Raw genomic sequence first — 25,597 nt, 5'->3', positions numbered from 1 at the left:
TTGACGAGTCCGTCGGAAGAAGGTGGCTTGCTGGAATTGCTCGAATTCTTGTCGACCTTCGTTTCCAGTGCCACCAGGCGGTCCCACAACGTCACGATAATGACTTCAAGCTCACCACGGGTGAGGTCGGTCAAATCGGGCGGAGACGGCTTTTTCTTCATGACCAGCATGATGAACCGCATCTAATTGTTTACAACCTTTTTCGCACTGTACGCCTCACGCTGAACAGTCACGAAAAAATGACATTCTCAATCTGTCACGGAGTGTCTCGAATCGGAATAGATAACTAGCTTAGGTTGCTAAGTCCGCAGCGGCGAGAAAGCTGCCTGTCGTTTCGGGCGTTCTATCAGCAAAAGTCTGAGTTACTGCAAATTAGTGCCGGCCGCGCTGGTCAACAACGCGGAGCCGGCGCTTAACACCCAGCGATACCATCCCTGCTGTATCGACGCAACCAACCCCAGCCGCACAATAAAAATCCTACATACGCTCTACATGAAGACGGATCGGGCAAAAAACGCCTTGGTTCAATTGATAAAATATCGTAAGTCATTGATTTTATTGGTCTGCCCAACAGGGATCGAACCTGTGACCCTCAGCTTAGAAGGCTGATGCTCTATCCAACTGAGCTATGGGCAGTATATGAAGCGGTGCAACCGAAAAAAGATCGCACGCAATAGAAAACGGGCCGTCACCGAAATGACAGCCCGCCTCGTAAAACTTGGTCGGAGTACAAGGATTCGAACCTTGGACCCCCTGGTCCCAAACCAGGTGCGCTACCGGGCTGCGCCACACTCCGAAGACGACATCATACCGCGCCCTGCCCTTGCCGTCAATGCGGCGCCTTCAATTTAGCTAGGCGGCGACCTTGTCGGCGATACGGCGTGCCATGCTCTCGGCCAGGGCGGCAGTTTTCGCTTCAACCATCACGCGGATGAGCGGCTCGGTGCCGGAGGCGCGGATCAGCACTCTCCCCGTGTCGCCCAGTTCGCGCTCGACCAAGTCTTTTTCGGCCACCATGTGCGCGTTCTTGGTCCAGTCGAAGCCGGCCGCCACTTTCAGGTTGATCAGCGTCTGCGGGTACAGCGTCAGTTCGCCGCAGCATTCGGCCAGCGACTTGCCGTCGCGCTTGAGGGCCGACAGCACCTGCAAGGCCGAGACGATGCCGTCGCCGGTGGTATGCTTGTCGAGCGCGAGCAGGTGGCCGGAGCCTTCGCCGCCGAACAGCCAGCCGCGCTCCTGCATGACTTCGAGGACGTAGCGGTCGCCTACCTTGGCGCGGGCGAAGCCGACGCCGAGTTCCTTGAATTTAACTTCCAGCGCCATGTTCGTCATCAGGGTGCCGACGGCGCCCGCCACCGGGCCGGTCGCCATGCGGTCGCGCACCATTACGTACAGCAGCTCGTCGCCGTTGTACAGGCGGCCGTTGGCGTCGCACATGATCAGGCGGTCGGCGTCGCCGTCGAGGGCAATGCCGAGGTCGGCCTTGTGCTCGAGTACCGCGGCGGCCAGCGCCTTCGGTGCGGTGGCGCCGAAGCCGGCGTTGATGTTGAAGCCGTCCGGCGAGGCGCCGATGGCGATCACTTCGGCGCCGAGTTCGTGGAACACGGGCGGGGCGATCTGGTAGGCGGCGCCGTGGGCGCAGTCGACCACGATTTTTAAGCCTTTCAGGTCGAGCTCGTTCGGGAAGGTGCCCTTGCAAAACTCGATGTAGCGGCCCTGGGCGTCAAACAGGCGCTTGGCGCGGCCGAGTTTCTCGGCGGCCACGCATTCCATTGGAAAATCGAGCGCCGCTTCAATTTCATGCTCGACCGTGTCCGGCAGCTTGGTGCCGAATTCGGAGAAGAACTTGATGCCATTGTCCTGGAACGGGTTGTGCGAAGCTGAAATCACCACGCCAGCCGACAGCCGTAATGCCCGCGTCAGGTAGGCGATGGCCGGCGTCGGCATCGGGCCGGCCAGCATCACGTCGACGCCGGCGGCCGAAAAGCCCGCTTCCAGCGCCGCTTCGAGCATGTAGCCGGAAATGCGGGTGTCCTTGCCGATTAGCACGGTAGGACGGCCGCTGGCGCCGGTTGATTTCGCCAGTACCTTGCCGGCGGCGTATCCCAGGCGCATTACAAAGTCCGGGGTGATGGGCGCAACGCCCACCAGGCCGCGGATGCCGTCGGTACCGAAATATTTACGTGCCATATTTGTCTCGTCGTTCGTTAAATTTAACCAAGGTGTGCAGCTTGCCATACTTTCAGCGCATCTACTGTTTCTGCAACATCATGCACTCGTACAATTTTGGCCCCATGCGCGACGGCCGCTAATGCCCCGGCCAGGCTGCCGGCCAGGCGCTGCCCGACCGGGCGGCCGGTGACCGCGCCGATCATCGACTTGCGCGACAGTCCGGCCAGCACCGGCAGGCCGAGTTCGCTTTCGATGCGGCTTGTCGCGCGCAGCAGGGCGTAGTTGTGTTCGGTCGTTTTGCCAAAGCCGAAGCCGGGGTCGACGCAGATGCGGTTGCGGGCGATGCCGGCAGCCAGCATGGCGTCGATCCGGCCGCGCAAAAAGGCGATCACTTCGGCCACGACGTCAGTGTAGACCGGACTTTGCTGCATCGTCGCCGGCGTGCTCTGCATGTGCATCACGCACAAGGCGCAATCGCTGGCGGCGACTGCTTCGATGGCGCCGGGCGCGCGAAAGCCGTTGACGTCGTTGATCATGTCGGCGCCGGCGATGATGGCCTCGCGCATGACTTCGGTCTTGTAGGTGTCGACCGAGAGCGGCTTGCCGAGCCCGCGTAGCGCGTAGAGCGCCGGCATCACCCGGCGCAGCTCTTCGTCGAGAGGCAGGGGCGCCGCGCCCGGACGCGTGGTTTCGCCGCCGATGTCGATCAGGTCGGCGCCTTCGAAGGCCATTTCTTCCGCCTTCGATATGGCAAACTCGAGCGCTTGGTAGCGCCCGCCATCGGAAAACGAATCGGGGGTGACGTTGAGGATGCCCATCACCAGCGGCATGGCCTTGAGCTCAAAGCCGAAGCGGCCGCATTGCAGGAATGGTTGCATGATCAGATAACGCTTAGAGGGCAGGAACAGGGGCAGGAACGAAAAAAAGGCATCCTGCAGGATGCCTTTTAGGGATGTTACAAGTGAAGCGAACGATCAAGCAGGCGCCGTCGCGTTCGGCGAAATGCCGCCCGAGCCGCCGTCGCCAGAAGACGGCGGGACACGCTTCACGTTGCCTGAAGCCGGATTGCGCGGCTCGTGGCCAGCCATAATGTCGTTGATCTGCTCGGCGTCGATGGTTTCCCAGTCGAGCAGCGCGCGGGTCATGGCTTCGACCTTGTCGCGGTTTTCTTCAAGCAGGCGGCGCGACAGCGCGTACTGGGTGTCGAGGATGTTGCGGATTTCAGCATCGACTTTTTGCTGGGTCGCCTCGGAAATCGTCTTGGTAGCGCCGCCGAAGAAACCGTCATTTTCGCTGTCTTCGTAGACCATCACGCCCATGCTGTCGGACATGCCGAAACGCGTCACCATCGAGCGCGCCAGCTTGGTGGCCCGCGAGAAGTCATTCGACGCGCCGGTCGACATCTGGCCGACGAAGATTTCTTCGGCAATACGGCCGCCAAACAGGATCGAGATTTCTTCCAGCATCTTGTCCTTGTAACCGGACAAGGCGTCGTGTTCCGGCAACTGCCACGTCAGGCCGAGCGCATAGCCGCGCGGCATGATGGTGACCTTGTGAACCGGATCAGCCTTCGGCAACAGCTTGGCGATCACGGCGTGGCCGGACTCGTGGTACGCCGTGTTGCGGCGCTCTTCCTCGCGGATGATCATCGACTTGCGCTCAGGACCCATGTAGATCTTGTCCTTGGCGTCTTCGAAATCGATCATCTCGACCAGGCGCTTGCTGCGACGGGCGGCGAACAGGGCCGCTTCGTTGACCAGGTTGGCCAAGTCCGCGCCGGAAAAGCCCGGGGTGCCGCGGGCCAGGATGTCGGCCTTGACGTCGGTGCCGATCGGCACTTTGCGCATGTGGACGTTGAGGATCTGCTCGCGGCCACGGATGTCCGGCAAGCCGACCGTGACCTGGCGGTCGAAACGGCCCGGACGCAAAAGTGCTTTGTCGAGCACGTCGGCGCGGTTGGTGGCGGCGACAACGATGACGCCGGAGTTGGCTTCAAAACCATCCATTTCAACCAGCAGCTGGTTCAACGTCTGTTCGCGCTCGTCGTTGCCGCCGCCCATGCCGGCGCCGCGATGACGGCCGACCGCGTCGATCTCATCGATGAAGATGATACATGGCGAATGCTTTTTGGCGTTCTCGAACATGTCGCGCACCCGGCTGGCGCCGACGCCGACGAACATTTCGACGAAATCGGAACCGGAAATCGAGAAGAACGGCACTTTGGCTTCGCCGGCGATGGCGCGCGCCAACAGCGTTTTACCGGTACCCGGAGGGCCGACCATCAGCACGCCGCGCGGAATGCGTCCGCCCAGCTTCTGGAACTTGGTCGGGTCCTTGAGGAAGTCGACGACCTCGTTGACTTCTTCCTTCGCTTCGTCGCAACCGGCGACGTCGGCGAAAGTGACGGTGTTGCTGGATTCATCCATCATGCGCGCCTTCGATTTGCCGAAGGAGAAAGCGCCGCCCTTGCCGCCGCCTTGCATCTGGCGCATGAAGAAGACCCATACGCCGATCAGCAGCAACATCGGGAACCACGAAATGAACACTTGTTGCAGGAACGATGGCTCTTCAGGCGGCTTGATGTCGAAGCGCACGCCGTTGTTGACCAGGTCGCTGACCAGGCCTTTGTCGAGCGCGGTCGCGGTGGAGCGCACCTTGGTGTCGTCGGTGCGTACGGCAGTGATATTGATGCCTTCGATGACGACGTCCTTGATGCGATTCGACTTGACGTCGTCGAGCAGCTCGGAATAGGTAATGGTCTTGGCACCCGCAGCGACGCTATGGTTGTCGAACTGTTTGAACAGCATGAACAACAACAGTGCGACGACCACCCAGATGGCGGATTTGGAAAACATATTATTCACGAAAACTCCTCCGATGCTGGCGCATCTTTTACCGAATATAGGACACCGATTTTACTCGCATTAAGCAGGCCTTGCTAAGTACAACCTGCCGGCTTGCCAAAAAACCACTGTAATTCATCTTGCGCGGCCGATTTCGCCGTCAAATTTTGCCGGGACAAAGTCCCATACCCTGTCGATGTGCGGCTGATTGGGTCAAATATCAAGAGACGTTTCATCTTCTTCGACAGCATTTCGCACGCCCGGGTTCTTCAAACCCCGCCCGAGCAGGAATATCTCGGACGATTTGTCGCGACTGGCCTTCGGCTTGACCTGTTTGACGGTCTTGAATTCGGCCCGAAACTTCTCGACCACCTGGCTAAATCCCATGTCTTTGAAGCATTTAACCAATAGCGCACCACTCGGCTTCATGTGAAGTTGAGAGAACTCGATTGCCAAATCGATCAGATGCTCCATGCGCGCGGAGTCCGCCGTCGGGATACCCGACAGGTTTGGCGCCATGTCCGACAACACTACATCGGCCTTGCGCCCCTCGAGGATGACGTCGAGCTGGCGCAGCGCCTTGGCCTCGCGGAAGTCGCCGAGGATGAAATGAACGTCGGCCACCGGGTCCATCGGCAGCATGTCGAGGCCGATGATGGTGCCGGTGATGCCGCCGCCCTCCTTGCCCGACATTTTCTTGCGCACGTACTGACTCCAGCTGCCAGGCGTACTGCCGAGGTCGACAACAACCTGGCCTTGCTTGATCAGCTTTTCGCTTTCGTCGATTTCCTTGAGCTTATAGGCCGCGCGTGCACGATAACCCTCTTTCTGCGCCAGTTTGACGTAGGGGTCGTTGATGTGGTCGTGCAACCAGTTTTTGTTTAATTTGTTCTTTGCCATTCGCGTAGAATACTGCTTTTAAAGGATTATCTAAAATATTATGCAAAAACTTACACCCGTCGAGCGCAGCGCACTGCGCGCTGAAGCCCATGCGCTCAAGCCGGTCGTCATTATCGGCGAAGCGGGGCTGACCGTGTCGGTGATGAAGGAAATTTCCGCCAGCCTGGACTCGCATGGCCTGATCAAGGTGCGCGTGGCCGGCGACGACCGCGATGCCCGCGTCGCCATGTACGCACAGATCTGCGAAGAACTGAAAGCCCACCCGGTGCAACAGATCGGCAAGCTGCTGGTCGTCTACCGCCCGAAAGTCGACGTGATCAAGGAACGCAGCAGCAAGTCCGGCAAGGGCATGCGCGAAGTTACCATCGTCAAGGCCAGCGCCTCCGGCACCAAGCGCCCGAGCGTCACCAAGGTCATGATCAAGGGCAATGAACGCGTGACCGAAGGCGGCACCATCAAGCGCGCCAAGCCGCGTCAGTCGAGCCCGAAGAAAGGCGCTTTGGGTAGCAAGTAAGTTACGTGGCACGTCGTCCCCGCTTTCGCGGGGACGACGTTGGCTTTTTGTGGCGTGGCTCGGAAGATGTGACTCCGGCGACGGGCTCAAGTCTAACGCATCTTCACCAACAACGCCCCACCCAGCACGCTCTCCACCAGATACACCATCTGCGACACCCCATGCAGGATGCCGAACCGGCGCCCTTCCGGCGTGCCGCCAAGTCCCGCCGCGCCGGCCGCTTCCTTCAGGCTCGCCATCGCCGGCTGCAAGCCGACGTAGATCACCAGCGCACACGCCAGCATCGCCACGATCATCAGGCTCAGCGTGCGCTTTTGCGCCGGCTCGATCTTTGACAACTTCACCAGCGCATACAAGATGATGGCGCAGCCAATCGACAGCCAGGCTTGGCTGCGCAGCAGGAAGCCGACCATGGTCCCGGCCTGGACGTTGTCGTTCAGGTTCAGAAACAAGGTTGGCGCCACTACATAGCCGATCGTCCACAGGCTGCCGGCCCATAGCGCGGCAACCAGGAGGCGAAGCCGGGTGGCCAGCATCAGATGTATTTGACTTCGAGGATTTCGTATTCGCGCGGGCCGGACGGCGCCTGCACTTCAACGACGTCGCCGGCGTATTTGCCGATCAGCGCGCGGGCAATCGGCGAGGTCACCGATACCTTGTTGAGTTTCAAATCGGCTTCATCGAGGCCGACAATTTGATACGTCACTTTCTGGCCGTTGTCGAGGTCTTCGAGGTCGACGGTGGCGGCAAACACCACCCGTCCTTCGGCGTCGAGCGTGACCGGGTCGATGACCTGGGCGGCGCCCAGCTTGCCTTCGAGTTCGGCGATGCGTCCTTCGACGAAGGCCTGGCGTTCCTTGGCGGCGTCGTACTCGGCGTTCTCGGACAGGTCGCCGTGCGAGCGCGCTTCGGCGATGGCATCGATGACGATCCGGCGTTCCTTGGTTTTCAGCTGGTGCAGCTCGGCCTTGAGGAGTTCGGCGCCGTATTTGGTCAGTGGAACGGATGAATTCATGGTTTCCTGCTTCTGTGCTGTGTTGAAGGCGATGTGAATAGTTACACCAAAAGTGAAAACCACAGAGGCGCGCAACGTATGGGTTGCGCGAACTCTGTGGTCAAGAGGTACGGCGTAGTGCTAAGTCTAACCCTAGTTTAAGGTTTTATGCAGCCCTTGTAAATCATACACGCGCAGCTCGTCGAGATGGCGCATGCCTTCGACCGCCGCTTCGGCGCCCGCGATCGTGGTATAGGTTACCACGCGCGCGGCCAGCGCCGAAATACGGATCGCGCGCGAATCGGTAATTGCACTGCGCTTTTCCTCGACCGTGTTGACCACCATCGTGATCTCGTGGTTCTTGATCATGTCGACGATGTGCGGCCGGCCCTCGATCACCTTGTTCACCGCCGACACCGGGATGCCGGCAGCGGCAATCACCGCCGCCGTGCCCTTGGTGGCGGCCAGCGAAAAGCCCAGCTGGACCAGGTCGCGGGCAACTGCCACCGTGCGCGGCTTGTCGGACGCCTTCACCGACAGGAACACCTTGCCCGACTTCGGCAGCTTGATGCCGGCACCCAGTTGCGACTTGACGAACGCTTCGCCGAACGTCATGCCGACGCCCATCACTTCGCCGGTCGACTTCATTTCCGGCCCGAGGATGGTGTCGACGCCCGGGAATTTCACGAACGGGAACACCGCTTCCTTGACGGAAAAGAACGGCGGAATCACTTCCTTGGTCACGCCCTGCATCGCCAGCGTCTGGCCGACCATGCAGCGGGCGGCGATCTTTGCCAGTTGCAGCCCGGTCGCTTTCGACACGAACGGCACCGTGCGCGAGGCCCGCGGATTGACTTCGAGGACGAATACGGTGTCGACCATGAGGCCGTCGACTTCCTGCTTCTGGATCGCGAACTGCACGTTCATCAGGCCGATGACGTTCAGGCCCTTGGCCATCAGCGAGGTCTGGCGCTTCATTTCATCGATGGTGTCGGGCGACAGCGAATACGGCGGCAGCGAACAGGCCGAGTCGCCCGAGTGCACCCCGGCCTGCTCGATGTGCTCCATCACGCCGCCAATGAAAGTGGTCTCGCCGTCCGAGATGCAGTCGACGTCGCACTCGATGGCGTCGTTGAGGAAGCGGTCGAGCAGCACCGGCGAATCGTGCGACACCTTCATGGCGTCGCGCATGTAGCGCTCGAGGTCGCGCTGGTCGTGGACGATTTCCATCGCCCGCCCGCCCAATACGTAAGATGGGCGCACTACCAGCGGGTAGCCGATTTCGACCGCCAGGCGCAGCGCGTCCGCTTCGGTGCGCGCGGTGCGGTTCGGCGGCTGGCGCAGGCCCAGTTTGTGCAGCAGCTGCTGGAAACGCTCGCGGTCTTCGGCGGCGTCGATCATGTCGGGCGAAGTGCCGATGATCGGCACGCCGTTTTTTTCGAGGTCGAGGGCGAGCTTCAACGGCGTCTGGCCGCCATACTGCACGATCACGCCGACCGGCTTTTCGATGGCGACGATTTCCAGCACGTCCTCCAAAGTCAGCGATTCGAAGTACAGCCGGTCGGACGTGTCGTAGTCGGTCGAGACGGTCTCGGGATTACAGTTGACCATGATGGTTTCATAGCCGTCCTCGCGCAGCGCCAGCGCCGCGTGCACGCAGCAGTAGTCGAATTCGATGCCCTGGCCGATGCGGTTCGGACCGCCGCCCAGCACCATGATTTTTTTCCTGTCGGTCGGATTGCTCTCGCACTCCTCGTCGTAGGTCGAATACATGTAGGCGGTGTCGGTCGAAAATTCGGCGGCGCAGGTGTCGACCCGCTTGTAGACCGGGCGGATGCCCATCGCATGGCGCCGTTCGCGCACTTCGGTGTCGGTCACGTGCAGCAGGAACGCCAGGCGGCGGTCCGAAAAACCTTTTTGCTTGAGCTTGTAGAGCAGCGGCTTGTCGAGGGCGTCGAGGCTCTGGTGGTCGAGCCACAGTTCGATGTCGACGATTTCCTTGATCTGCACCAGGAACCACGGATCGATATGGGTCAGCGCGTGCACTTCTTCGAGCGTAAAACCCTGGGCAAACGCGTCGCCGACGTACCAGATGCGGTCCGGGCCAGGCTCGCCCAGCTCTTCTTCGATCTTCTCGCGGTCGCGCGTCTTTTCGTTGAGGCCGTCGACGCCTACCTCCAGGCCGCGCAGCGCCTTCTGGAACGACTCCTGGAAGGTGCGCCCGATCGCCATCACCTCGCCCACCGATTTCATTTGCGTGGTGAGGTGGTGGTCGGCGGCGGGAAATTTTTCAAACGTGAAGCGCGGGATCTTGACGACGACGTAATCGATCGACGGCTCGAACGAGGCCGGCGTGGCGCCGCCGGTGATCTCGTTGCGCAATTCGTCGAGCGTGTAGCCGACCGCCAGCTTGGCCGCCACTTTGGCGATCGGAAAGCCGGTCGCTTTCGAGGCCAGGGCCGACGAGCGCGACACGCGCGGATTCATCTCGATGACGATCATGCGGCCGTCCTCGGGATTGATGGCGAACTGCACGTTCGAGCCGCCGGTGTCGACGCCGATCTCGCGCAGCACCGCGATCGAGGCGTTGCGCATGATCTGGTATTCCTTGTCCGTCAAGGTCTGCGCCGGCGCCACCGTGATCGAGTCGCCCGTGTGCACGCCCATCGGGTCGAGGTTCTCGATCGAGCAGATGATGATGCAGTTGTCGGCGCTGTCGCGCACCACTTCCATCTCGTACTCTTTCCAGCCAATCAGGGATTCTTCGATCAGCAGCTCGGTGGTCGGCGACGCTTCCAGGCCGCGCTTGCAGATCGACTCGAATTCTTCTTCGTTGTAGGCGATGCCGCCGCCGGTGCCGCCCATCGTGAACGACGGCCGGATGACGGTCGGAAAACCCATCTCGCGCTGCACCACCCACGATTCTTCCATGTTGTGGGCGACGCCCGAACGCGCCGAACCCAAGCCGATTTTCGTCATCGCCTGCTTGAACTTGGAGCGGTCTTCGGCCTTGTCGATCGCTTCCGGCGAAGCGCCGATCAGTTCGACGTTGTATTTTGCCAACACGCCGTTGTTGTGCAGGTCGAGTGCGCAATTGAGCGCGGTCTGGCCGCCCATCGTCGGCAGGATGGCGTCGGGACGTTCCTTGGCGATGATGCGCTCGACGACCTTCCAGGTGATCGGCTCGATGTAAGTGACGTCGGCCGTTTCCGGGTCGGTCATGATGGTGGCCGGATTGCTGTTGACGAGGATGACCTTGTAGCCTTCTTCGCGCAGCGCCTTGCAAGCCTGGGCGCCGGAGTAATCGAATTCGACCGCCTGGCCGATGATGATCGGGCCTGCGCCGATGATCAGGATGGTTTGGATGTCACTACGCTTTGGCATTAATTCTTCTCCTGCATTTTGGTATTCTCCGCCGCTTGCATCAGATCGATGAAGCGGTCAAACAGGTAAGCGACGTCAGTCGGCCCGGGCGAGGCTTCAGGGTGGCCCTGGAAGCAGAACGCCGGTTTGTCAAGGCGCGCAAAACCCTGCAGCGAACCGTCGAACAGCGAAACGTGGGTCACGCGGCAATTGCCTGGCAAGGTCGCCGCATCGACGGCGAAACCGTGGTTCTGCGAGGTGATCATCACCTTCTTCGAATCGAGGTCCTGCACCGGGTGGTTGGCGCCGTGGTGGCCGAATTTCATTTTCATGGTCTTGGCGCCGGAAGCTAACGCCATGATCTGATGGCCGAGGCAGATGCCGAAGGTCGGGATGCCGCGCTCGATCAGCTCGCGCGTGGCGGCGATGGCGTAGTCACATGGCTCCGGGTCGCCCGGGCCATTGGCTAAAAAGATGCCGTCGGGATTGAGCGCGAGCGCGTCCAGCGCGCTGGCCTGGGCCGGCAGCACGGTGATCCTGCAGCCGCGCTGGGCGAGCATGCGCAAGATGTTGCGCTTGACGCCATAATCAAAAGCGACGACGTGGAACTTCGGCGCCGCCTGCTTGCCGTAGCCCCCGCCCAGCACCCACTCCGATTCGGCCCACTCGTAGGCGGTCTTGGTCGACACCACTTTTGCCAGGTCCATGCCGGCCAGGCCAGGAAACGAGCGCGCCAGTTCGAGCGCCTGGGCGGCGAGCGGCTCGATGCCCTGGGTGCCGGTCAGGATGGCGCCGCTCTGGGCGCCCTTCTCGCGCAGCAAGCGCGTCAGCTTGCGGGTATCGATGCCGGCGATGGCGACGACGTTCTCGGCCTTCAGGTAGTCGGCCAGCGACTGGGTCGAGCGGAAATTCGATGCCATCAAAGGCAGGTCGCGAATGATCAGGCCGGCCGCATGCACCTTCGACGCCTCGACGTCCTCGAGGTTGATGCCGTAGTTGCCGATGTGGGGATACGTCAGCGTAACGATCTGGCGCGCGTAACTGGGGTCGGTGAGGATTTCCTGATAGCCTGTCATGGCGGTGTTGAACACCACCTCGCCGGTCGTATGACCGGCAGCGCCTATCGAAATGCCTTTAAAGATCGTTCCGTCGGCAAGTGCCAGGATGGCTGGAACGGAAGGGCCAGAAAAAAATGGCGGCAAGGGCAACTCCTGATAAAGTTACCGTAGCTGCGCCACGTCAGACTGACGACCACAATTCACCGGGCTGCATATGCCGGGGTGGCCGTCTGGGGAATGATGGGATAGTGGGTAGTCGCTACGGTATATGTGTGAATGGCTAAACCTCCGAATTATAGCGCAAACAGGCTCGCCCGGCAATGCCTGGCCCGGATAATGCTGACGCCATGACCGAAAGCGGTCATTGTTAATACATCGCGGCAAATTGACCATTGCCTGCATTTACCAACCTCAGAAGAAAGTTGATTACCATGGCCATCTTTGGACCAGACACCCCGATGGAGCGGCCCGATGCGGGCGGGCGGGCGGCCCTGTTCGCGCCGAACCCGCAAGCCGACGAAGCGCTAGTGGCCGCCTTCAACAACGGTTCGGGCATCACCGGCTTCGGCAATCACGACGGTACGCTGACCGTTTATTTTGAAAACAACCGGTTCCGCGACGCCGGCCTGACAACATGGGCGAGCAAGGTATTCAAGGCCTATGGCCGAATGGTCGAGCGCATGCCAACCGTCAACAAGCTGGTGTGCGACGCCGCCAACCTCGAACACATCGGTTTTATTCAAGGCACCGAAATCCTGGTGCGCGACATGCAGAATCTGGAGGCGTGGCTCAAGCGCAGCGGTGCCGCCGACTCGATGCCGGAACAGGCGGAGATCCGGGGGTAATCCGTGCTTGATGCGCTGCAAGTATGCCAGCGAATGCGGCGACCGAATTACCAGGCAGCGTCACCGCCCTCCTCCAACGACTTACATCGTCAGCGCCGCAATTCCCGCCCTCGCAACCTGCGCATCTTCGGCCGACTTCACGCCCGACACGCCGACCGCGCCGACCACGTGGCCGTCGACGATGATCGGCACGCCGCCTTCGAGCATGCCGTCGAGGTTCGGCGCGCCCAGGAAGGACATGCGGCCGTTGTTGATCATCTCTTCATAGATGCGCGACTCGCGCCGCCCCAGGGCCGCGGTCCTGGCCTTGGCCGGCGCGATGTACGACGAGATCGGCGCGACGCCGTCGAGGCGCTGCAGCCACATCAGGTGGCCGCCGTCGTCGACGACCGCAATCACCACCGCCCATTGGTTGGCGAGCGCTTCCGCCTCGGCGGCGGCAGCAATTTTTTTGACGTCTTCCAGCGTCAGCATGGGTTTGGTTTGCATGATGTTGTTCCTTGATTGTTAAAAATTAGGGTTGTTGCATGGTTTTGAGCTTGGCCTTGAGCTGCGGCATAAGCTTTGCCGCGGCCTGCTCGCCCGCCAGGATCGCCAGGTTGCGGCCGTTGAAGTCGTTGGAGCCCATTGTCGCCAGACTTGGGGCGATGACCACGTCGGCGTCCTTGAGTTCGTAATGGTTCAGGCGCTGGCCCATGATGCTGAAGGTCTGCATCAGCACTTCGAGCGAGCTGAGCGTGGCCTGCGCATCGGTCTGCGTCGAAATATTTACCGCGATGATGAAATCGGCGCCCATTTCGCGCGCGAAGCGTACCGGCACCGGCGCCACCAAGCCGCCGTCGACGTAGGTATGGGTGCCGATCCTCACCGGCTGAAACACGCCCGGCACCGACGACGACGCCCGTACTGCCTGGCCGGTATTGCCGCGCTGGAAAAGAATCGGCTGGCCGCTGTTGAGATCGGTCGCAACGGCGCCGAACGCAATCTTCAGCTTTTCGATCGGCACGTTGCGCACTGCCTTGTTGACGTAATTCTGCAGCGCCTCGCCCTTGAGCACGCCGGACACCTTGCCAAACAGCGGCAGCGCCCAGTCAGAGATGGTGGCTTCGTCCATGTCCATTGCAACCCGCTGCAGCGCGAAGCCGTTGTTGCCGGCCGCGTACAGCGCGCCGACCACGCTGCCGGCGCTGGTGCCGACCACGATGTCCGGATAAATCCCTTGCGCCTCGAGCGCCTTGATCACGCCGATGTGGGCGAAGCCGCGCGCGGCGCCGCCGCCGAGCGCCAGGCCGATCTTGATTTTGCGCGCCGGCGCGGCGACGGCCGCAGTTGCGGCAAGCGGCCCGTTTGGTAGCACCGGCGCGCTGCCGCGGCAGCCGGCCAGCAGCAAGGCGCCGAATGCGATGAGGGAAATGCGTCGTAAATACATGGGTCGGTGTGAATATCGATGAGGCTGCGATTGTAACTTGTTCGAAGGCAGCGAGCGAAACAATGGAAGCCTTATTACTAAATATGCGCGCAAATACGGTGCTTGGGCGTCCCTGCCTTGCCAGAGATAAGCAGTAAAGGTAGGTCAGCTTAGCGCCGTTTGTCCGCCGGAATCGAACCAGTGCCAACGGCCCAGTGCGATATAGTTAATGCCTCCTTGACGGAAAAACACGCTCGCTGCCATCGACTTTACTGTCGACAACTCCAAGCGCGACAACGCGCGTTCTCATGCATTCAAAACAAAAGGATAAGTATGGAAACTGAACTAAAGCTCAGCATTGCCCAGCCCGACCTGTCGCGCATACGCCAACATCCACTGCTGCTCGACCACGCGCGCGCGGTTCCAACTGAGCACCGCTTGACCGACACCTACTACGACACGCCGAAATTGGAACTGTGGCGCAACGGGGTAAGCCTGCGTGTCCGGGAGGAAGGACACACCTGGATCCAGAAAGTGAAAACCGCTTCCGCCAGCTCTGCAACACTTCACGAGCGCGACGAGTGGGAATCGTCCTTGCCCTCAGGACAGCCTCAGCCGGTAGAAATCGCCCGCCAAATAAAATCGGAAAAGATCGCCAGGCTGCTCCGTGCGGCAAGCGTGTCGAAAGCGCTTCGTCCGGTGTTCAAAAACGCGACGCGGCGCACGATCTGGAACCTGGAGCTGCCTGACGGACAGCTCGTCGAGTGTGCGCTGGATACCGGAAAAATCGATTGCAAGGGCCAGACTGTCGCCATCGGCGAGTTGGAGCTTGAGCTAAAAAAAGGCAACCCGACCCAGTTGTTCGAGCTTGCACTGGCCTTGCACGAGGACATTCCGCTGCAGATTGCCAACGACAGCAAGGCGGCGCGCGGCTATGCCCTGCTCGAAAAGCAAGCGCCGGAGCCTGTCAAGGCGATCCCCGTGCGTTTAATGCGCAAAATGACCCTCGAAGACGCATTTCAGTGCATCGGGCTGAACTGCCTGCAACAAATGGAGGCGAACGTCCCAGGCGTGCTCATGCAAAGCGTGGAAAGCCTGCATCAGATGCGGGTCGGCCTGCGCCGCTTGCGCGCGCTACTCGATATGTTCAGCGAGTTGGCGCCCTTGCCGTCCCAGGTGCGCGAAGGGGTCGATTGGCTGGCCGGAGAACTCGGGGCAACCAGGGACTGGGACGTACTGGCCGATTCAACGCTGGGCAGCATTACCAACTTCGATTCCGGCGAACTGCGGGAACTGGCGGAGGCAAAGGCACGCGATCTCCACCAGGCGCTGCTGGTTTCGCTACGCGATCCACGCTACACCCAGGTAGTGTTGCAACTGAACGGATGGCTGCGCGGGCGCCACTGGCGCAGGGTCACCAACTTCGCCGAAAATTCGCCACTCGCCAGTCGCGCCAGCGACGCCATGACGCCCTTGCTGCACAAGGCACAGCGGCGGCTTCGCAAGCGCATCGACACCCTCGACCAGGCCGATGCGGCCGGGCGGCATCGCATACGCATCGCCGCCAAGAAAGCGCGCTATGCGGTTGAATTTTTCTCAAGCCTGCTGCCGCGCGGGCAAGTGAAGCAGTATGTATCAAGCCTGTCTGGCCTGCAGGACCAGCTCGGCACGCTGAACGATATGGAAGTGGCGAGCCGGCTGCTGTCGGAGCTGGAAGGGAGCGGCGCGTCAAGGGCGGCGCCGTTCGCGCTGGGCTATCTCAACGCGGCTGCCGAGGCGAGCATTCCGCACTTGACAAAATCGTTGCGCGTAGCGCGCCGGTTGAAAACGCCGATTGACAAGTAAAGGGGTGCATATGTATCAGTCGCATCAAGACCGGCGCGCTGTGAGCAGGGAAAACCCCTGCGGTTGCGCACATCGCGACGTCATCAGGCGAGCACTTCGCATTCGGGCGGCCATTGGTACCATCGGCGCGCTGGAATTTTTATCCTCCCGGGGTGTCAGCCATGAAGTCAGCCGGCGGGTGTTGGCCGGGTGACACATCCGCATGAAAGACTCCCGGTTCAATAGGTGCGCTCGCGGCCCTGTCGCCGATCACGGCCCCGGAAAGGTCACGATAAAACTGCTGCCCTTGCCTGCCTCGGACGTGATGGTCAGCGTGGCACGGTGGCGCAGCAGTACGTGCTTGACGATGGCCAGGCCCAGCCCGGTACCCTGGGTCTCGCGCGAGCGGCTCTTGTCGACGCGGTAGAAGCGTTCGGTCAGGCGCGCGATGTGATGCTGGTCGATGCCGATGCCGGTGTCGCTGACGACGAACTGCGGTCCGGTCGATTTACCGTCCCCGCCCTGCCAGCCGATGTGAACCGTGCCGCCGGACGGCGTGTAGCGCACCGCGTTCGACGCCAGGTTGCCGAAGGCGCTGCGCAATTCTTCAAGGCTGCCCACGATATCGGGCCCGTCGACGCTGGCGGTGACGCTGTGCCGTCCGCCCGACAAGGCGCGCGCCTCCTGCAGCACTTCCTCGACCAGCGCGGCGACCCGTACCGGTTCGGGGCGCAGCGGGTAATCGACCGATTCGAGCCGCGACAACGTCAGCATGTCCTCGATCAGGCGCTGCATGCGGCGCCCCTGCTCGGTCATCAAGGACAGGTGGGCCTGGCGGCTGACCGGGTCGAGGTCGGGCGTGCTGGAGGCGATTTCGAGGAAGCCGACAATGACGGTGAGCGGCGTGCGCAGTTCGTGCGAAGCGTTGGCGATGAAGTCGCGCCGCATCTCTTCGATTCGCGCGCTCTCGGTGGCGTCGTGGGTGACCAGGATCTGGCGCCGGTTCTCGAACGGGATGATCTGGCAGATCAGCTTGCGGTCGCGCAGTCGCAACGTCAGCGGTTTTTCGTAACGGCCGAGAATGATGTAGTCGATGAAGTCAGGATGGCGCACCAGGTTGGTGACGCGCATGCCGTGGTCGCGCTCGAGCGTGAGGCCGAGGTGGCGTTCGGCAGCCGGGTTGCACCACTCGAGGAACAAAACGTCGTCCATGATGGCGACGCCGTCCGGCAGCAAGTGCATGGCCTGGCGAAAACGCGCCAGCCACTCGGTCAGCTCGCCCTTGCTGCGTTCGTCGTCGCGGCGCAGCCGGTACAGCCGCGAAAACACGTCAGTCCAGGCGCCCCACCCGTCCGGCAGCTTGGCATTTTGCAAGTCGTCCAGCCAGGTGCTCAACTGGCTCAGGTAAGACAGTTGCAGGTACAGCTGGCCGAGCACCAGCAGCAGGGCGACGGCCAGGCCGGCGATCGGGCCCGAGATCCACCAGCAAACGGCGGCGGTGACGAACAGGAAGGCCAGGCGCAACAGCGCCGGGATCCAGAACAGCAGTTTGGGATTCATTGTCGGAGACGGTTTCGGCGTTGTATTTCTGTTCTATTTTTCCGACAGCATATACCCAACGCTGCGCACGGTCTTGATTAGCCCTTCCGCCTGCTTGAGCGCCTTGCGCAGGCGCAGCACGTGAACGTCGACGGTACGCTCTTCGATGACGGCGTGATTGCCCCATACCTTGTCGAGCAGTTGGCTGCGCGAAAACACCCGCTCCGGATGCGCCATCAGGAACTTGAGCAGCTTGAATTCGGCGTGGCCGATGTCGATGCGCTGGCCGTCGATGGCGACGCTGTTGCTGGCCGGATCGAGCACCACCGCGCCGGCGGTCAGCGCCGCCTCGGCCAGGTCCGGGTTATTGCGCCGTAACAGCGCCCTGGCGCGCGCCAGCAGTTCGCGCGGCGAAAACGGCTTGGTGACGTAGTCGTCGGCGCCGTGGTTCAAGCCGGCGATCTTGTCTTCTTCCATGCTCTTGGCAGTCAGCATGATGACCGGGATCGCCTGGAAATTGCGGTCGGCGCGGATGCGCGCCAGCAGGCGCAGCCCGGTCTGGTCGGGCAGCATCCAGTCGAGCAGGATCAGTTGCGGCGCGCGCCGGCCAAGAAATTCCCAGGCCTCGGCCGCGCTTTGCACCGAGGCCACTTGCCAGGCCGCTTCGCGCAGCGAAAAATTAATCAGCTCGATGATGGCCGGCTCGTCTTCGACGATCAGGACGGTGATTTTCTCGGTCGCCATCGGTGCCCTACTGAACTGCTGGCGCTGACGGACGGGTATGCCGAATGTCCTTGCCTTCGACGACGTAGATGACGTATTCGGCGATGTTCTTGGCATGGTCGCCGATCCGTTCGATCGCTTTTGCCACCCACAAGGTGTCGAGCGCCGCCGAGATGGTGCGCGGGTCTTCCATCATGAAGGTGATCAGGTTGCGCATGATGAAACCAAATTCGCGGTCGATGATGGCGTCGCGCGCAATCAGCGCCAGTGCCTGCTTGCCGTCGAGACGGGCGAACGCATCGAGGGCGTCGTGAAGCATGTCGGACGTCTCGCCGGCGATGGTGCGCACCGTCTCGAAATGGTTGACCGTCACCATGCCGCGCGAGTGCAGGCTCTTCGACATGCGCGCGATCTTGGCGGCCTCGTCGCCGATGCGCTCGAGGTCGGTGATTACCTTGATGGTGGCCATCACGGTACGCAAGTCGTTGGCGGTCGGCTGACGCCGCACGATCAGGTGGCTGCAGGCGTCGTCGAGCGACACTTCGAGCTGGTTGACGGCGTCGTCTTCGGCGATCACGCGCTCGGCGGCCTCGACGTTGCCGACCCGGAAACAGGTCATCGCATCGGTGAACTGGGTCTCGACGATGCCGCCCATCAGCAGCACCTTGGAGCGGATCGCCTCAAGATCGTGGTCGTATTGTTTGGATGAATGCTCGCCTATCATGCTGCTCTCCGTCTTGTTATGTCTGGTACAACCTGGATCAGCCAGGATCAGCCAAAGCGGCCGGTAATATAGTCCTGCGTTTCTTTGCGCGCGGGATTCATGAAAATCTGGTCGGTTTCGCCGAATTCAACCAGTTCGCCCAGGTACATGTACGCAGTGTAATCCGAACAACGCGCTGCCTGCTGCATGTTGTGGGTGACGATGGTGATCGTGTAATCCTGCTTCAGCTCGCTGATCAGCTCTTCCACCTTGGCCGTCGAGATCGGGTCGAGCGCCGAAGTCGGCTCGTCTAACAGCAGCACGTCCGGCTTGACCGCCACGCAGCGCGCGATGCACAGGCGCTGCTGCTGGCCGCCCGACAGCGACAGTCCGCTCTTGCCCAGCTTGTCCTTGACCTCGCCCCACAGCGCCGCCTTCTTCAAGGCCCACTCGACCCGTTCGTCCATCTCCCCTTTCGACAGGTTCTCGTACAGCCTGATGCCAAAGGCGATGTTGTCGTACACCGACATCGGGAACGGGGTCGGTTTCTGGAACACCATGCCGACCTTGGCGCGCAGCATGTTGACGTCCTGGCCGGGATCGAGGATGTTCTGGCCGCGGTACATGATCGAGCCTTCGGCCCGCTGGCCGGGATAGAGATCGTACATCCGGTTCAAGGTGCGCAGCAGGGTCGATTTGCCGCAGCCGGAAGGGCCGATGAAGGCCGTAACCTGCTTTTCGTGGATGTCGAGGTTGACATTCATCAGGCTCTGGGTTTTTCCGTAGAAAAAATCCAGCTTCGTAATTTCAATGGTCTTGGCGCGCGCGCTCACGGTTGGAATCGGGCTTGGCATTGGCAATGGCATAAGATGGCTTTCGAGCTTTCGTGCGGTCGGCTTAATTTGGCGTTTTCTGGCTGAACACGGTGCGCGACAGAATATTGAGCAGCAAGACGCTGAAGGTGACGATCAGGGCGCCGCCCCAGGCCAGGTCGCGCCAGTTGTCGTACGGGCTCATGGCAAAATTGTAGATCACCACCGGCAGGTTGCCCAGCGGCGCATTCATGTTGGTACTAAAGAACGGATTGTTGAGCGCGGTAAACAGCAGTGGCGCGGTCTCGCCCGCAATGCGGGCCAGCGACAGCAGCACGCCGGTGATGACGCCGGCTTTGACCGCGCGCAGGCGCACCAGGGTCGCCACTTTCCAGCGCGGGGCGCCCAGCGCGAACGCCGCTTCGAGCAGGCTGTTGGGCACCAGGCGCAGCATGTTGTCGGTGGTGCGCACCACCACCGGCACGGCGATCAGCGACAATGCGATGGTGCCGGCCCAACCGGAAAAATGGTTGACATTGGCGACGTACAAAGCATAGACGAACAGGCCGATGACGATCGACGGCGCCGATAGCATGATGTCGGTGACGAAGCGGGTGACTTGGGCAAACTTGTTGCTCGCGCCGTATTCGGCCAAGTAGACGCCGGCCAGGATACCGATCGGGGTACTGATGGCAGTCGACAACCCGACCATCATCAGGCTGCCGACGATGGCGTTGCGCAAGCCGCCGCCATCGCTGCCGGGCGCCGGCGTATCCTGGGTGAAAATCGCCGCCGACAGGCCGCCAAAGCCCTTGTCCAGCAAGGTCCACAGGATCCAGGACAGCACGGCCAGGCCGATCGACATCGCCAGCACCGACAGCGCAATGCCGATGCGGTGGCTGCGCAGGCGCTTGAGATAAACCGGATTGCGTGCCGGGTTGCGTGGATGCGCGCTCATTTGACACCCTCCTTGCGGGACATTCCGGCCAGCATTAGCTTGGCGGCGGACAATACAATAAAAGTGATCGCGAACAGGATCAGCGCCAGCGCGAACAGCGCCGACTGGTGCAGCGGGTGGGCGGCTTCGGCGAATTCGTTGGCCAAGGTCGAGGAAATCGAATTTCCCGCCGAGAATAGCGACCACGACAAGGTATTGGCGTTGCCGATGACAAAGGTCACTGCCATGGTTTCGCCGAGTGCGCGTCCAAGGCCCAGCATGACGCCGCCGACCACGCCGGTCTTGGTGTAGGGCAGCACGATCTTGCGCACCACTTCCCACTTGGTGCAGCCGAGGCCGTAAGCCGATTCCTTCAGCACGGGCGGCACGATTTCGAACACGTCGCGCATCACCGAGGAAATGAACGGGATGATCATCACCGCCAGGATCAGGCCGGCGGTGAGGACGCCGATGCCCATCATGGGGCCCGAGAACAGCTTGCCGATGACCGGCAGGTGGCCCAGCGTGGCCTTGAGCACCGGCTGGACGTAATCGGCGAAGATCGGCGCGAACACGAACAGGCCCCACATGCCGTAAATGATCGACGGCACGCCGGCCAACAGTTCGACGGCGGTGCCCATCGGCCGGCGCAGCCAGACCGGGCAGATTTCGGTAAGGAACAAGGCAATGCCGAAGCTGACCGGGAAGGCGATCAGCAAGGCGATGAAAGAAGTGACCAGGGTGCCGGTGATGGCGATCAGCGCGCCATACTCGTTGTTGACCGGATCCCACTCGACGCTGGTGATGAAGCCGGGTCCGAATTCGCGGAAGGCCGGCGTGGCGCCCATGATCAGCGAGACGATAATGCCCACCAACACCAGCAGCACCGATAGTGCGAACCCCATCGTCACCTTGTGAAAAACGAAATCCTGGATGCGCTGCATGCGCATCGTGGAATGCATCGCTGCGTGGCGCTTGACGATTTCCGACGTTAACTCAGGCGACAACTTCGGCGCCATCGCGTCGGCCATCGCCGCTGGTGGGTTTGCACTCATGAACAGTTCTTTACAGTGAAGTAAGGTGAAATACGGTACTTACCAGATCGGCTTGCCGGCGGCGTCTTTCAGGTCTGCCTTCCAGCCGGCCTCGACCAACTTGATGACGTTCGCCGGCATCGGCACGTAGTCCAGTTCGGCCGCGGTGGCGGTGCCGTTCTTGTAAGCCCATTCGAAAAATTTCAGCACTTCCTTGCCCTTGACGCCATCCGCCTGGGTTTTGTGCATCAGGATGTAAGAGGCGCCGGTGATCGGCCAGGCCGCTTTGCCGGCCTGGTCGGTCAGCACCACGCCGAAACCGGGGGTCTTGGCCCAGTCGGCGTTGGCGGCGGCGGCCTTGAAGGTCTCGTCGTCCGGCTGGACGAACACGCCGTCGCGGTTTTTCAGCTGGGCGTGCGCCATCTTGTTCTTCTTGGCGAAGGCCCACTCGACGTAGCCGATCGCGCCCTTGATGCGCTGGACGTTGGCGGCGACGCCCTCGTTGCCCTTGCCGCCAACGCCAAGCACCCACTTGACGGCAGTGCCGGCGCCGATCTTGGCCTTGAAGTCAGCACTCGTCTTCGACAGGTAATCGGTGAACAGGAACGACGTGCCGGAGCCGTCGGCGCGGTGGACAACGGTAATTTCATCGTCGGACAGCTTGACGCCCGGGTTCAGCGCGGCGATCTGGGGATCGTTCCACTTGGTGATCTTGCCGAGGTAGATGTCGGCGACGACAGGACCCGTCAACTTCATCTGACCAGGGGTAAGGCCCGGCATGTTGACCACCAACACCACGCCACCCATGATTGCCGGGAACTGCACCAGGCCGTCGGCGGCCAGCTCTTCGGCTTTCAACGGCATGTCGGAGGCGCCGAAATCGACGGTTTTGGCCTTGATCTGCTTGATGCCGGCGCCCGAACCGACCGACTGGTAATTCAGGCCGTTGCCGGTGGTTTTCTTGTACATCTCGGCCCACTTGGCGTAAATCGGGTAGGGAAACGTTGCGCCCGCGCCGGTCATGTCGGCCGCCATTGCGCCGGTCGTTGTCAGGATGGCGGAGCTACCGATGATCATCGAGGCCAGCAGTTGTTTGATGCGCATATCGAGTCCTTAAAAGTGGTGAGGTGTCAATGCTGCGCAGTCTATCCGCCAAATGTGACACGTTTATGACATCAACGACATTTGAAAAGTGGTTGCAAATTGCGGAGCATAATACTCCAAGCGAACCGGTTGCGTATGGCAGATTGCAAAGTAGTGTCACGCCGATGTCATATTTTCCAAATAGAATGAGCGCGTATTATGATAACAACTTTCAATCTCTGAATGACAATGAAAACTGTTGCGTTGAACGCGGAATCGCCTAAGGCTGCCGTTTTCCTGGACCGTGAACTGTCCCAGCTGATGTTTAACCGGCGCGTGCTGGCGCAGGCCGAGGACAAGCGCATCCCGCTGCTCGAGCGCTTGCGCTACCTGTGCATCGTCAGCAACAACCTCGATGAATTCTTCGAGGTGCGGGTCGCCAGCCTGCTGGCCCAGGGCGCGCTGAACAACGATCCGGCGCTCGACGCCACGCTGGAGCGCATCAGCGGCGAATGCCATGCGCTGGTCATGCAGCAGTACGCCATTCTCAACACCGAAGTGCTGCCGCAGTTGCGCGCCCGCGGCGTGCACCTGGTGCGCCACAACGACCGCAACGAGGCCCAGCGCGCCTGGGTCAAGGCGTATTTCGAAAGCGCGGTGCGCCCGCTGCTCACACCGATCGGACTCGACCCGGCCCACCCGTTCCCGCAGGTGATCAACAAGAGCCTTAATTTCATCGTGTCGCTGTCGGGCAAGGATGCGTTCGGGCGCGGCACCGCGATCGCCATCGTCAAGGCGCCGCGCGTGCTGCCGCGCGTGATCCGTCTTCCCAACGAGCTGAGCAAGGGAGGCGGCACCTCGTTCTGCCTGCTGTCGTCGGTGATCCACGCCCATATCGAAGACATGTTCACCGGGCGCGACGTGATCGCCTATTCACAGTTCCGGGTGACGCGCGACAGCGACCTGTGGGTCGACGAGGATGAAGTGAAGAACCTGCGCCAGGCGCTCAAGGGCGAATTGCAGGGACGCCAGTTCGGCACCTCGGTGCGGCTCGAAGTGGCGAAAAATTGCCCGCCCGAGCTGTCGCAGTTTTTGCTCGACCAGTTCAGCCTGGCCCCAAACCGGCTATACGCGGTCGACGGGCCGGTCAACCTGGTGCGCCTGGCCGAACTGATCGACGAAGTCCAGCAGCCGCCGCTGCGTTTCGAGCCGTTCATCGCCGGCATGCCGGCAAAAACCGCCAACCTGGGCATCTTCGAGCAGATGCACAAGCACGACATCCTGCTGCACCATCCGTTCCAGTCGTTCCAGACCGTGATCGATTTCATCTGCGTGGCCGCGTCCGACCCGCAGGTGGTGGCGATCAAGCAGACCATCTACCGCACCGGCATGAATTCGGGCTTGATGGAAGCGTTGATCACAGCGGCGCGCTCGGGCAAGGAAGTGACGGTGATCGTCGAACTGATGGCGCGCTTCGACGAGGAAGCGAACATCAACTGGGCCGACAAGCTGGAGCAGGCCGGCGCCCAGGTGGTGTATGGCATAGTCGGCCTCAAGACCCACGCCAAGCTGGCGCTGGTGATCCGGCGCGAGGTCGACGGCCTGCATTACTACGCCCACCTCGGCACCGGCAACTACCACCTGACGACGACCCGCCTGTACACCGACTTCGGCCTGCTCACAAGCAACCAGGCCATCGGCAGCGACGTCAATGAAGTCTTCATCCACCTGACCAGCCTGACCAAACCGCACAAGCTGAACCACTTGTGGCTGGCGCCGTTCGCGCTGCAAAACGAGATCATCAAGGCGATCCGCAACGAGGCGCGCATCGCCAGATCCGGCCGGCCGGGACGCATCATCGTCAAGATCAACGCACTGGTGGACGAATCGGTGATCCGCGCGCTGTACGCCGCCTCCAGCGACGGTGTCAAGATCGATTTGATCGTGCGCGGCGCCTGCACCCTGAAACCGGGCGTGCCGGGGCTGTCCGAAAACATCCGGGTGCGCTCGGTGATCGGCCGCTTTCTCGAGCACAGCCGGATCTACTACTTCCGCAACGAGCTGGCCCACGACGTCTACCTCGCCAGCGCCGACTGGATGACGCGCAACCTGTTTCGCCGCGTCGAAGTGGCCTTTCCGGTGCTCGACAAGGTGCTCAAGAAGCGGGTCATTGCCGAAGGATTGAACCCCTACCTCAAAGATAACTCGAACTCCTGGGAACTGAGCGCCGACGGCCAGTATCACAGGCACAAGGCGCGTGGCAAGCAAACTGAATTTTCGGCCCAGCGCCATCTGATGGAACTGCTCGGGTCGACCAACGGCATCAGCTAGGCGACAACGGAGGCAATTGCATGGACCTGATCTTGTGGCGGCACGCCGAAGCGGAGGACAGCGAACCGGACTTGCAACGGGCCTTGACCGCGAAAGGCCACAAGCAGGCGCGCAAGATGGCCGAATGGCTGGGCACCCAGTTGCCCGATGGGTGCAAAATTTTCGTCAGCCCTGCCCGGCGCACGATCCAGACGGTCGAGCCGATCGGGCGCAAGTATTGGGTCGCGCCGCAGCTGGCGCCCGGCGCCGGGCCGCTCGATATCCTGCGCACGGTGAACTGGCCGAACGCGAAGGAGACAGTGCTGGTCGTCGGCCACCAGCCGACCCTTGGCCAGGTCGCCGCGCTGCTGCTGACCGGCAAGGCGCACGACTGGGAGATCAAAAAGGCCGCCGTGTGGTGGTTCGTACAGCGCGAAGCCCAGGACCCGGACAGCCTCTACCTGAAGGCGGTGATCACGCCCGAGCTGATTGTGAAATAAAAAAACCCTGCCTCAGCTTCCTTGCAAAAACCTCG

23 protein-coding genes and 2 tRNA genes are annotated in these 25,597 nt (G+C 61.4%); 5 read left to right on the top strand and 20 right to left on the bottom strand.

Annotation, left to right across the window (positions count from 1 at the left end; genetic code table 11):
• From CR103_RS23820 to CR103_RS04845, 7 genes are all read right to left on the bottom strand, one after another.
• On the bottom strand, positions 1 to 161 hold a 161-nt coding region (locus tag CR103_RS23820; protein ID WP_267873970.1), incomplete at its 3' end, for a DUF6444 domain-containing protein.
• 398 nt (positions 162 to 559) lie between these two features.
• A tRNA-Arg gene (locus tag CR103_RS04870) sits at positions 560 to 636 on the bottom strand.
• An 83-nt stretch (positions 637 to 719) separates the two neighbouring features.
• Positions 720 to 796: transfer RNA gene (locus tag CR103_RS04865), tRNA-Pro, on the bottom strand.
• A 56-nt stretch (positions 797 to 852) separates the two neighbouring features.
• A complete protein-coding gene (glmM, locus tag CR103_RS04860) occupies positions 853 to 2,190 on the bottom strand; it encodes a phosphoglucosamine mutase (protein ID WP_099914875.1) in 1,338 nt (445 codons plus the stop codon).
• Positions 2,191 to 2,213: 23 nt separating this feature from the next.
• Complete coding sequence (folP, locus tag CR103_RS04855) at positions 2,214 to 3,050, bottom strand: dihydropteroate synthase (RefSeq protein WP_099914874.1); 837 nt, start codon at positions 3,048 to 3,050, stop codon at positions 2,214 to 2,216.
• Positions 3,051 to 3,146: 96 nt separating this feature from the next.
• Positions 3,147 to 5,036: an ATP-dependent zinc metalloprotease FtsH gene (gene ftsH / locus CR103_RS04850; protein ID WP_099914873.1), complete on the bottom strand. Its 1,890-nt coding sequence runs from the start codon at positions 5,034 to 5,036 to the stop codon at positions 3,147 to 3,149.
• Positions 5,037 to 5,228: 192 nt separating this feature from the next.
• Positions 5,229 to 5,915 (bottom strand): RlmE family RNA methyltransferase, encoded by a 687-nt coding sequence (locus CR103_RS04845; protein WP_099914872.1) that lies wholly within the window; start codon positions 5,913 to 5,915, stop codon positions 5,229 to 5,231.
• A 40-nt stretch (positions 5,916 to 5,955) separates the two neighbouring features.
• Here CR103_RS04845 and CR103_RS04840 point away from each other — a divergent pair, with 40 nt between their 5' ends.
• Positions 5,956 to 6,429: a YhbY family RNA-binding protein gene (locus CR103_RS04840; RefSeq protein ID WP_099914871.1), complete on the top strand. Its 474-nt coding sequence runs from the start codon at positions 5,956 to 5,958 to the stop codon at positions 6,427 to 6,429.
• 92 nt (positions 6,430 to 6,521) lie between these two features.
• On the opposite strand, the gene CR103_RS04835 is transcribed toward CR103_RS04840, so the two are convergent.
• From CR103_RS04835 to carA, 4 genes are all read right to left on the bottom strand, one after another.
• Entirely contained in the window at positions 6,522 to 6,965 is a 444-nt protein-coding gene (locus CR103_RS04835) for a DUF4149 domain-containing protein (RefSeq protein WP_099914870.1), read from the bottom strand.
• Positions 6,965 to 7,444 (bottom strand): transcription elongation factor GreA, encoded by a 480-nt coding sequence (gene greA / locus CR103_RS04830; RefSeq protein ID WP_099914869.1) that lies wholly within the window; start codon positions 7,442 to 7,444, stop codon positions 6,965 to 6,967. The genes CR103_RS04835 and greA overlap by 1 nt, the downstream gene beginning before the upstream one ends.
• 132 nt (positions 7,445 to 7,576) lie before the next feature.
• Positions 7,577 to 10,807: a carbamoyl-phosphate synthase large subunit gene (carB, locus tag CR103_RS04825; RefSeq protein ID WP_099914868.1), complete on the bottom strand. Its 3,231-nt coding sequence runs from the start codon at positions 10,805 to 10,807 to the stop codon at positions 7,577 to 7,579.
• Positions 10,807 to 11,988 (bottom strand): glutamine-hydrolyzing carbamoyl-phosphate synthase small subunit, encoded by a 1,182-nt coding sequence (gene carA, locus CR103_RS04820; protein ID WP_099914867.1) that lies wholly within the window; start codon positions 11,986 to 11,988, stop codon positions 10,807 to 10,809. The genes carB and carA overlap by 1 nt, the downstream gene beginning before the upstream one ends.
• A 287-nt stretch (positions 11,989 to 12,275) precedes the next feature.
• On the opposite strand from carA, the gene CR103_RS04815 reads away from it, so the two are divergent.
• Entirely contained in the window at positions 12,276 to 12,689 is a 414-nt protein-coding gene (locus CR103_RS04815) for a hypothetical protein (RefSeq protein ID WP_099914866.1), read from the top strand.
• An 81-nt stretch (positions 12,690 to 12,770) separates the two neighbouring features.
• Here CR103_RS04815 and CR103_RS04810 read toward each other — a convergent pair whose 3' ends face one another.
• Entirely contained in the window at positions 12,771 to 13,178 is a 408-nt protein-coding gene (locus CR103_RS04810) for a heme-binding protein (protein WP_099914865.1), read from the bottom strand.
• A gap of 25 nt (positions 13,179 to 13,203) precedes the next feature.
• The gene (locus CR103_RS04805; RefSeq protein WP_099914864.1) at positions 13,204 to 14,118 is read right to left on the bottom strand and encodes a patatin-like phospholipase family protein; all 915 of its coding nucleotides are present in this window, start codon (positions 14,116 to 14,118) and stop codon (positions 13,204 to 13,206) included.
• Between the two features lie 312 nt (positions 14,119 to 14,430).
• Between CR103_RS04805 and CR103_RS04800 the strand changes: the two genes are divergently transcribed.
• Positions 14,431 to 15,942, top strand: coding sequence for a CYTH and CHAD domain-containing protein (locus tag CR103_RS04800; RefSeq protein WP_099914863.1), 1,512 nt, complete (start codon positions 14,431 to 14,433; stop codon positions 15,940 to 15,942).
• A 249-nt stretch (positions 15,943 to 16,191) separates the two neighbouring features.
• On the opposite strand, the gene phoR is transcribed toward CR103_RS04800, so the two are convergent.
• From phoR to pstS, 7 genes are all read right to left on the bottom strand, one after another.
• Positions 16,192 to 17,481: a phosphate regulon sensor histidine kinase PhoR gene (gene phoR, locus CR103_RS04795; protein WP_099914862.1), complete on the bottom strand. Its 1,290-nt coding sequence runs from the start codon at positions 17,479 to 17,481 to the stop codon at positions 16,192 to 16,194.
• A gap of 33 nt (positions 17,482 to 17,514) precedes the next feature.
• Positions 17,515 to 18,204, bottom strand: a complete 690-nt coding sequence (locus CR103_RS04790; protein ID WP_099914861.1) for a response regulator — start codon at positions 18,202 to 18,204, stop codon at positions 17,515 to 17,517.
• Positions 18,205 to 18,211: 7 nt separating this feature from the next.
• Positions 18,212 to 18,907, bottom strand: coding sequence for a phosphate signaling complex protein PhoU (gene phoU / locus CR103_RS04785; protein ID WP_099914860.1), 696 nt, complete (start codon positions 18,905 to 18,907; stop codon positions 18,212 to 18,214).
• 47 nt (positions 18,908 to 18,954) lie between these two features.
• The gene (gene pstB / locus CR103_RS04780; protein WP_099914859.1) at positions 18,955 to 19,752 is read right to left on the bottom strand and encodes a phosphate ABC transporter ATP-binding protein PstB; all 798 of its coding nucleotides are present in this window, start codon (positions 19,750 to 19,752) and stop codon (positions 18,955 to 18,957) included.
• A gap of 31 nt (positions 19,753 to 19,783) precedes the next feature.
• The gene (pstA, locus tag CR103_RS04775; protein ID WP_099914858.1) at positions 19,784 to 20,656 is read right to left on the bottom strand and encodes a phosphate ABC transporter permease PstA; all 873 of its coding nucleotides are present in this window, start codon (positions 20,654 to 20,656) and stop codon (positions 19,784 to 19,786) included.
• On the bottom strand, positions 20,653 to 21,654 hold the full coding sequence (gene pstC / locus CR103_RS04770) for a phosphate ABC transporter permease subunit PstC (RefSeq protein ID WP_370659419.1): 1,002 nt from the start codon (positions 21,652 to 21,654) through the stop codon (positions 20,653 to 20,655). Before pstC ends, pstA begins: the two co-directional genes overlap by 4 nt.
• A 75-nt stretch (positions 21,655 to 21,729) precedes the next feature.
• Positions 21,730 to 22,773: a phosphate ABC transporter substrate-binding protein PstS gene (pstS, locus tag CR103_RS04765; RefSeq protein ID WP_099914856.1), complete on the bottom strand. Its 1,044-nt coding sequence runs from the start codon at positions 22,771 to 22,773 to the stop codon at positions 21,730 to 21,732.
• A 228-nt stretch (positions 22,774 to 23,001) separates the two neighbouring features.
• Here pstS and ppk1 point away from each other — a divergent pair, with 228 nt between their 5' ends.
• A complete protein-coding gene (ppk1, locus tag CR103_RS04760) occupies positions 23,002 to 25,083 on the top strand; it encodes a polyphosphate kinase 1 (protein ID WP_099914855.1) in 2,082 nt (693 codons plus the stop codon).
• 20 nt (positions 25,084 to 25,103) lie between these two features.
• Positions 25,104 to 25,562: a SixA phosphatase family protein gene (locus CR103_RS04755; protein WP_099914854.1), complete on the top strand. Its 459-nt coding sequence runs from the start codon at positions 25,104 to 25,106 to the stop codon at positions 25,560 to 25,562.
• The last annotated feature ends 35 nt before the right edge of the window (positions 25,563 to 25,597 follow it).

This window comes from Massilia psychrophila, assembly GCF_002760665.1.
Classification (GTDB): domain Bacteria; phylum Pseudomonadota; class Gammaproteobacteria; order Burkholderiales; family Burkholderiaceae_D; genus JAFCUW01.
Note: the sequence above shows the minus strand (reverse complement) of the source record. Positions and strands in the feature narration are given on the sequence as shown.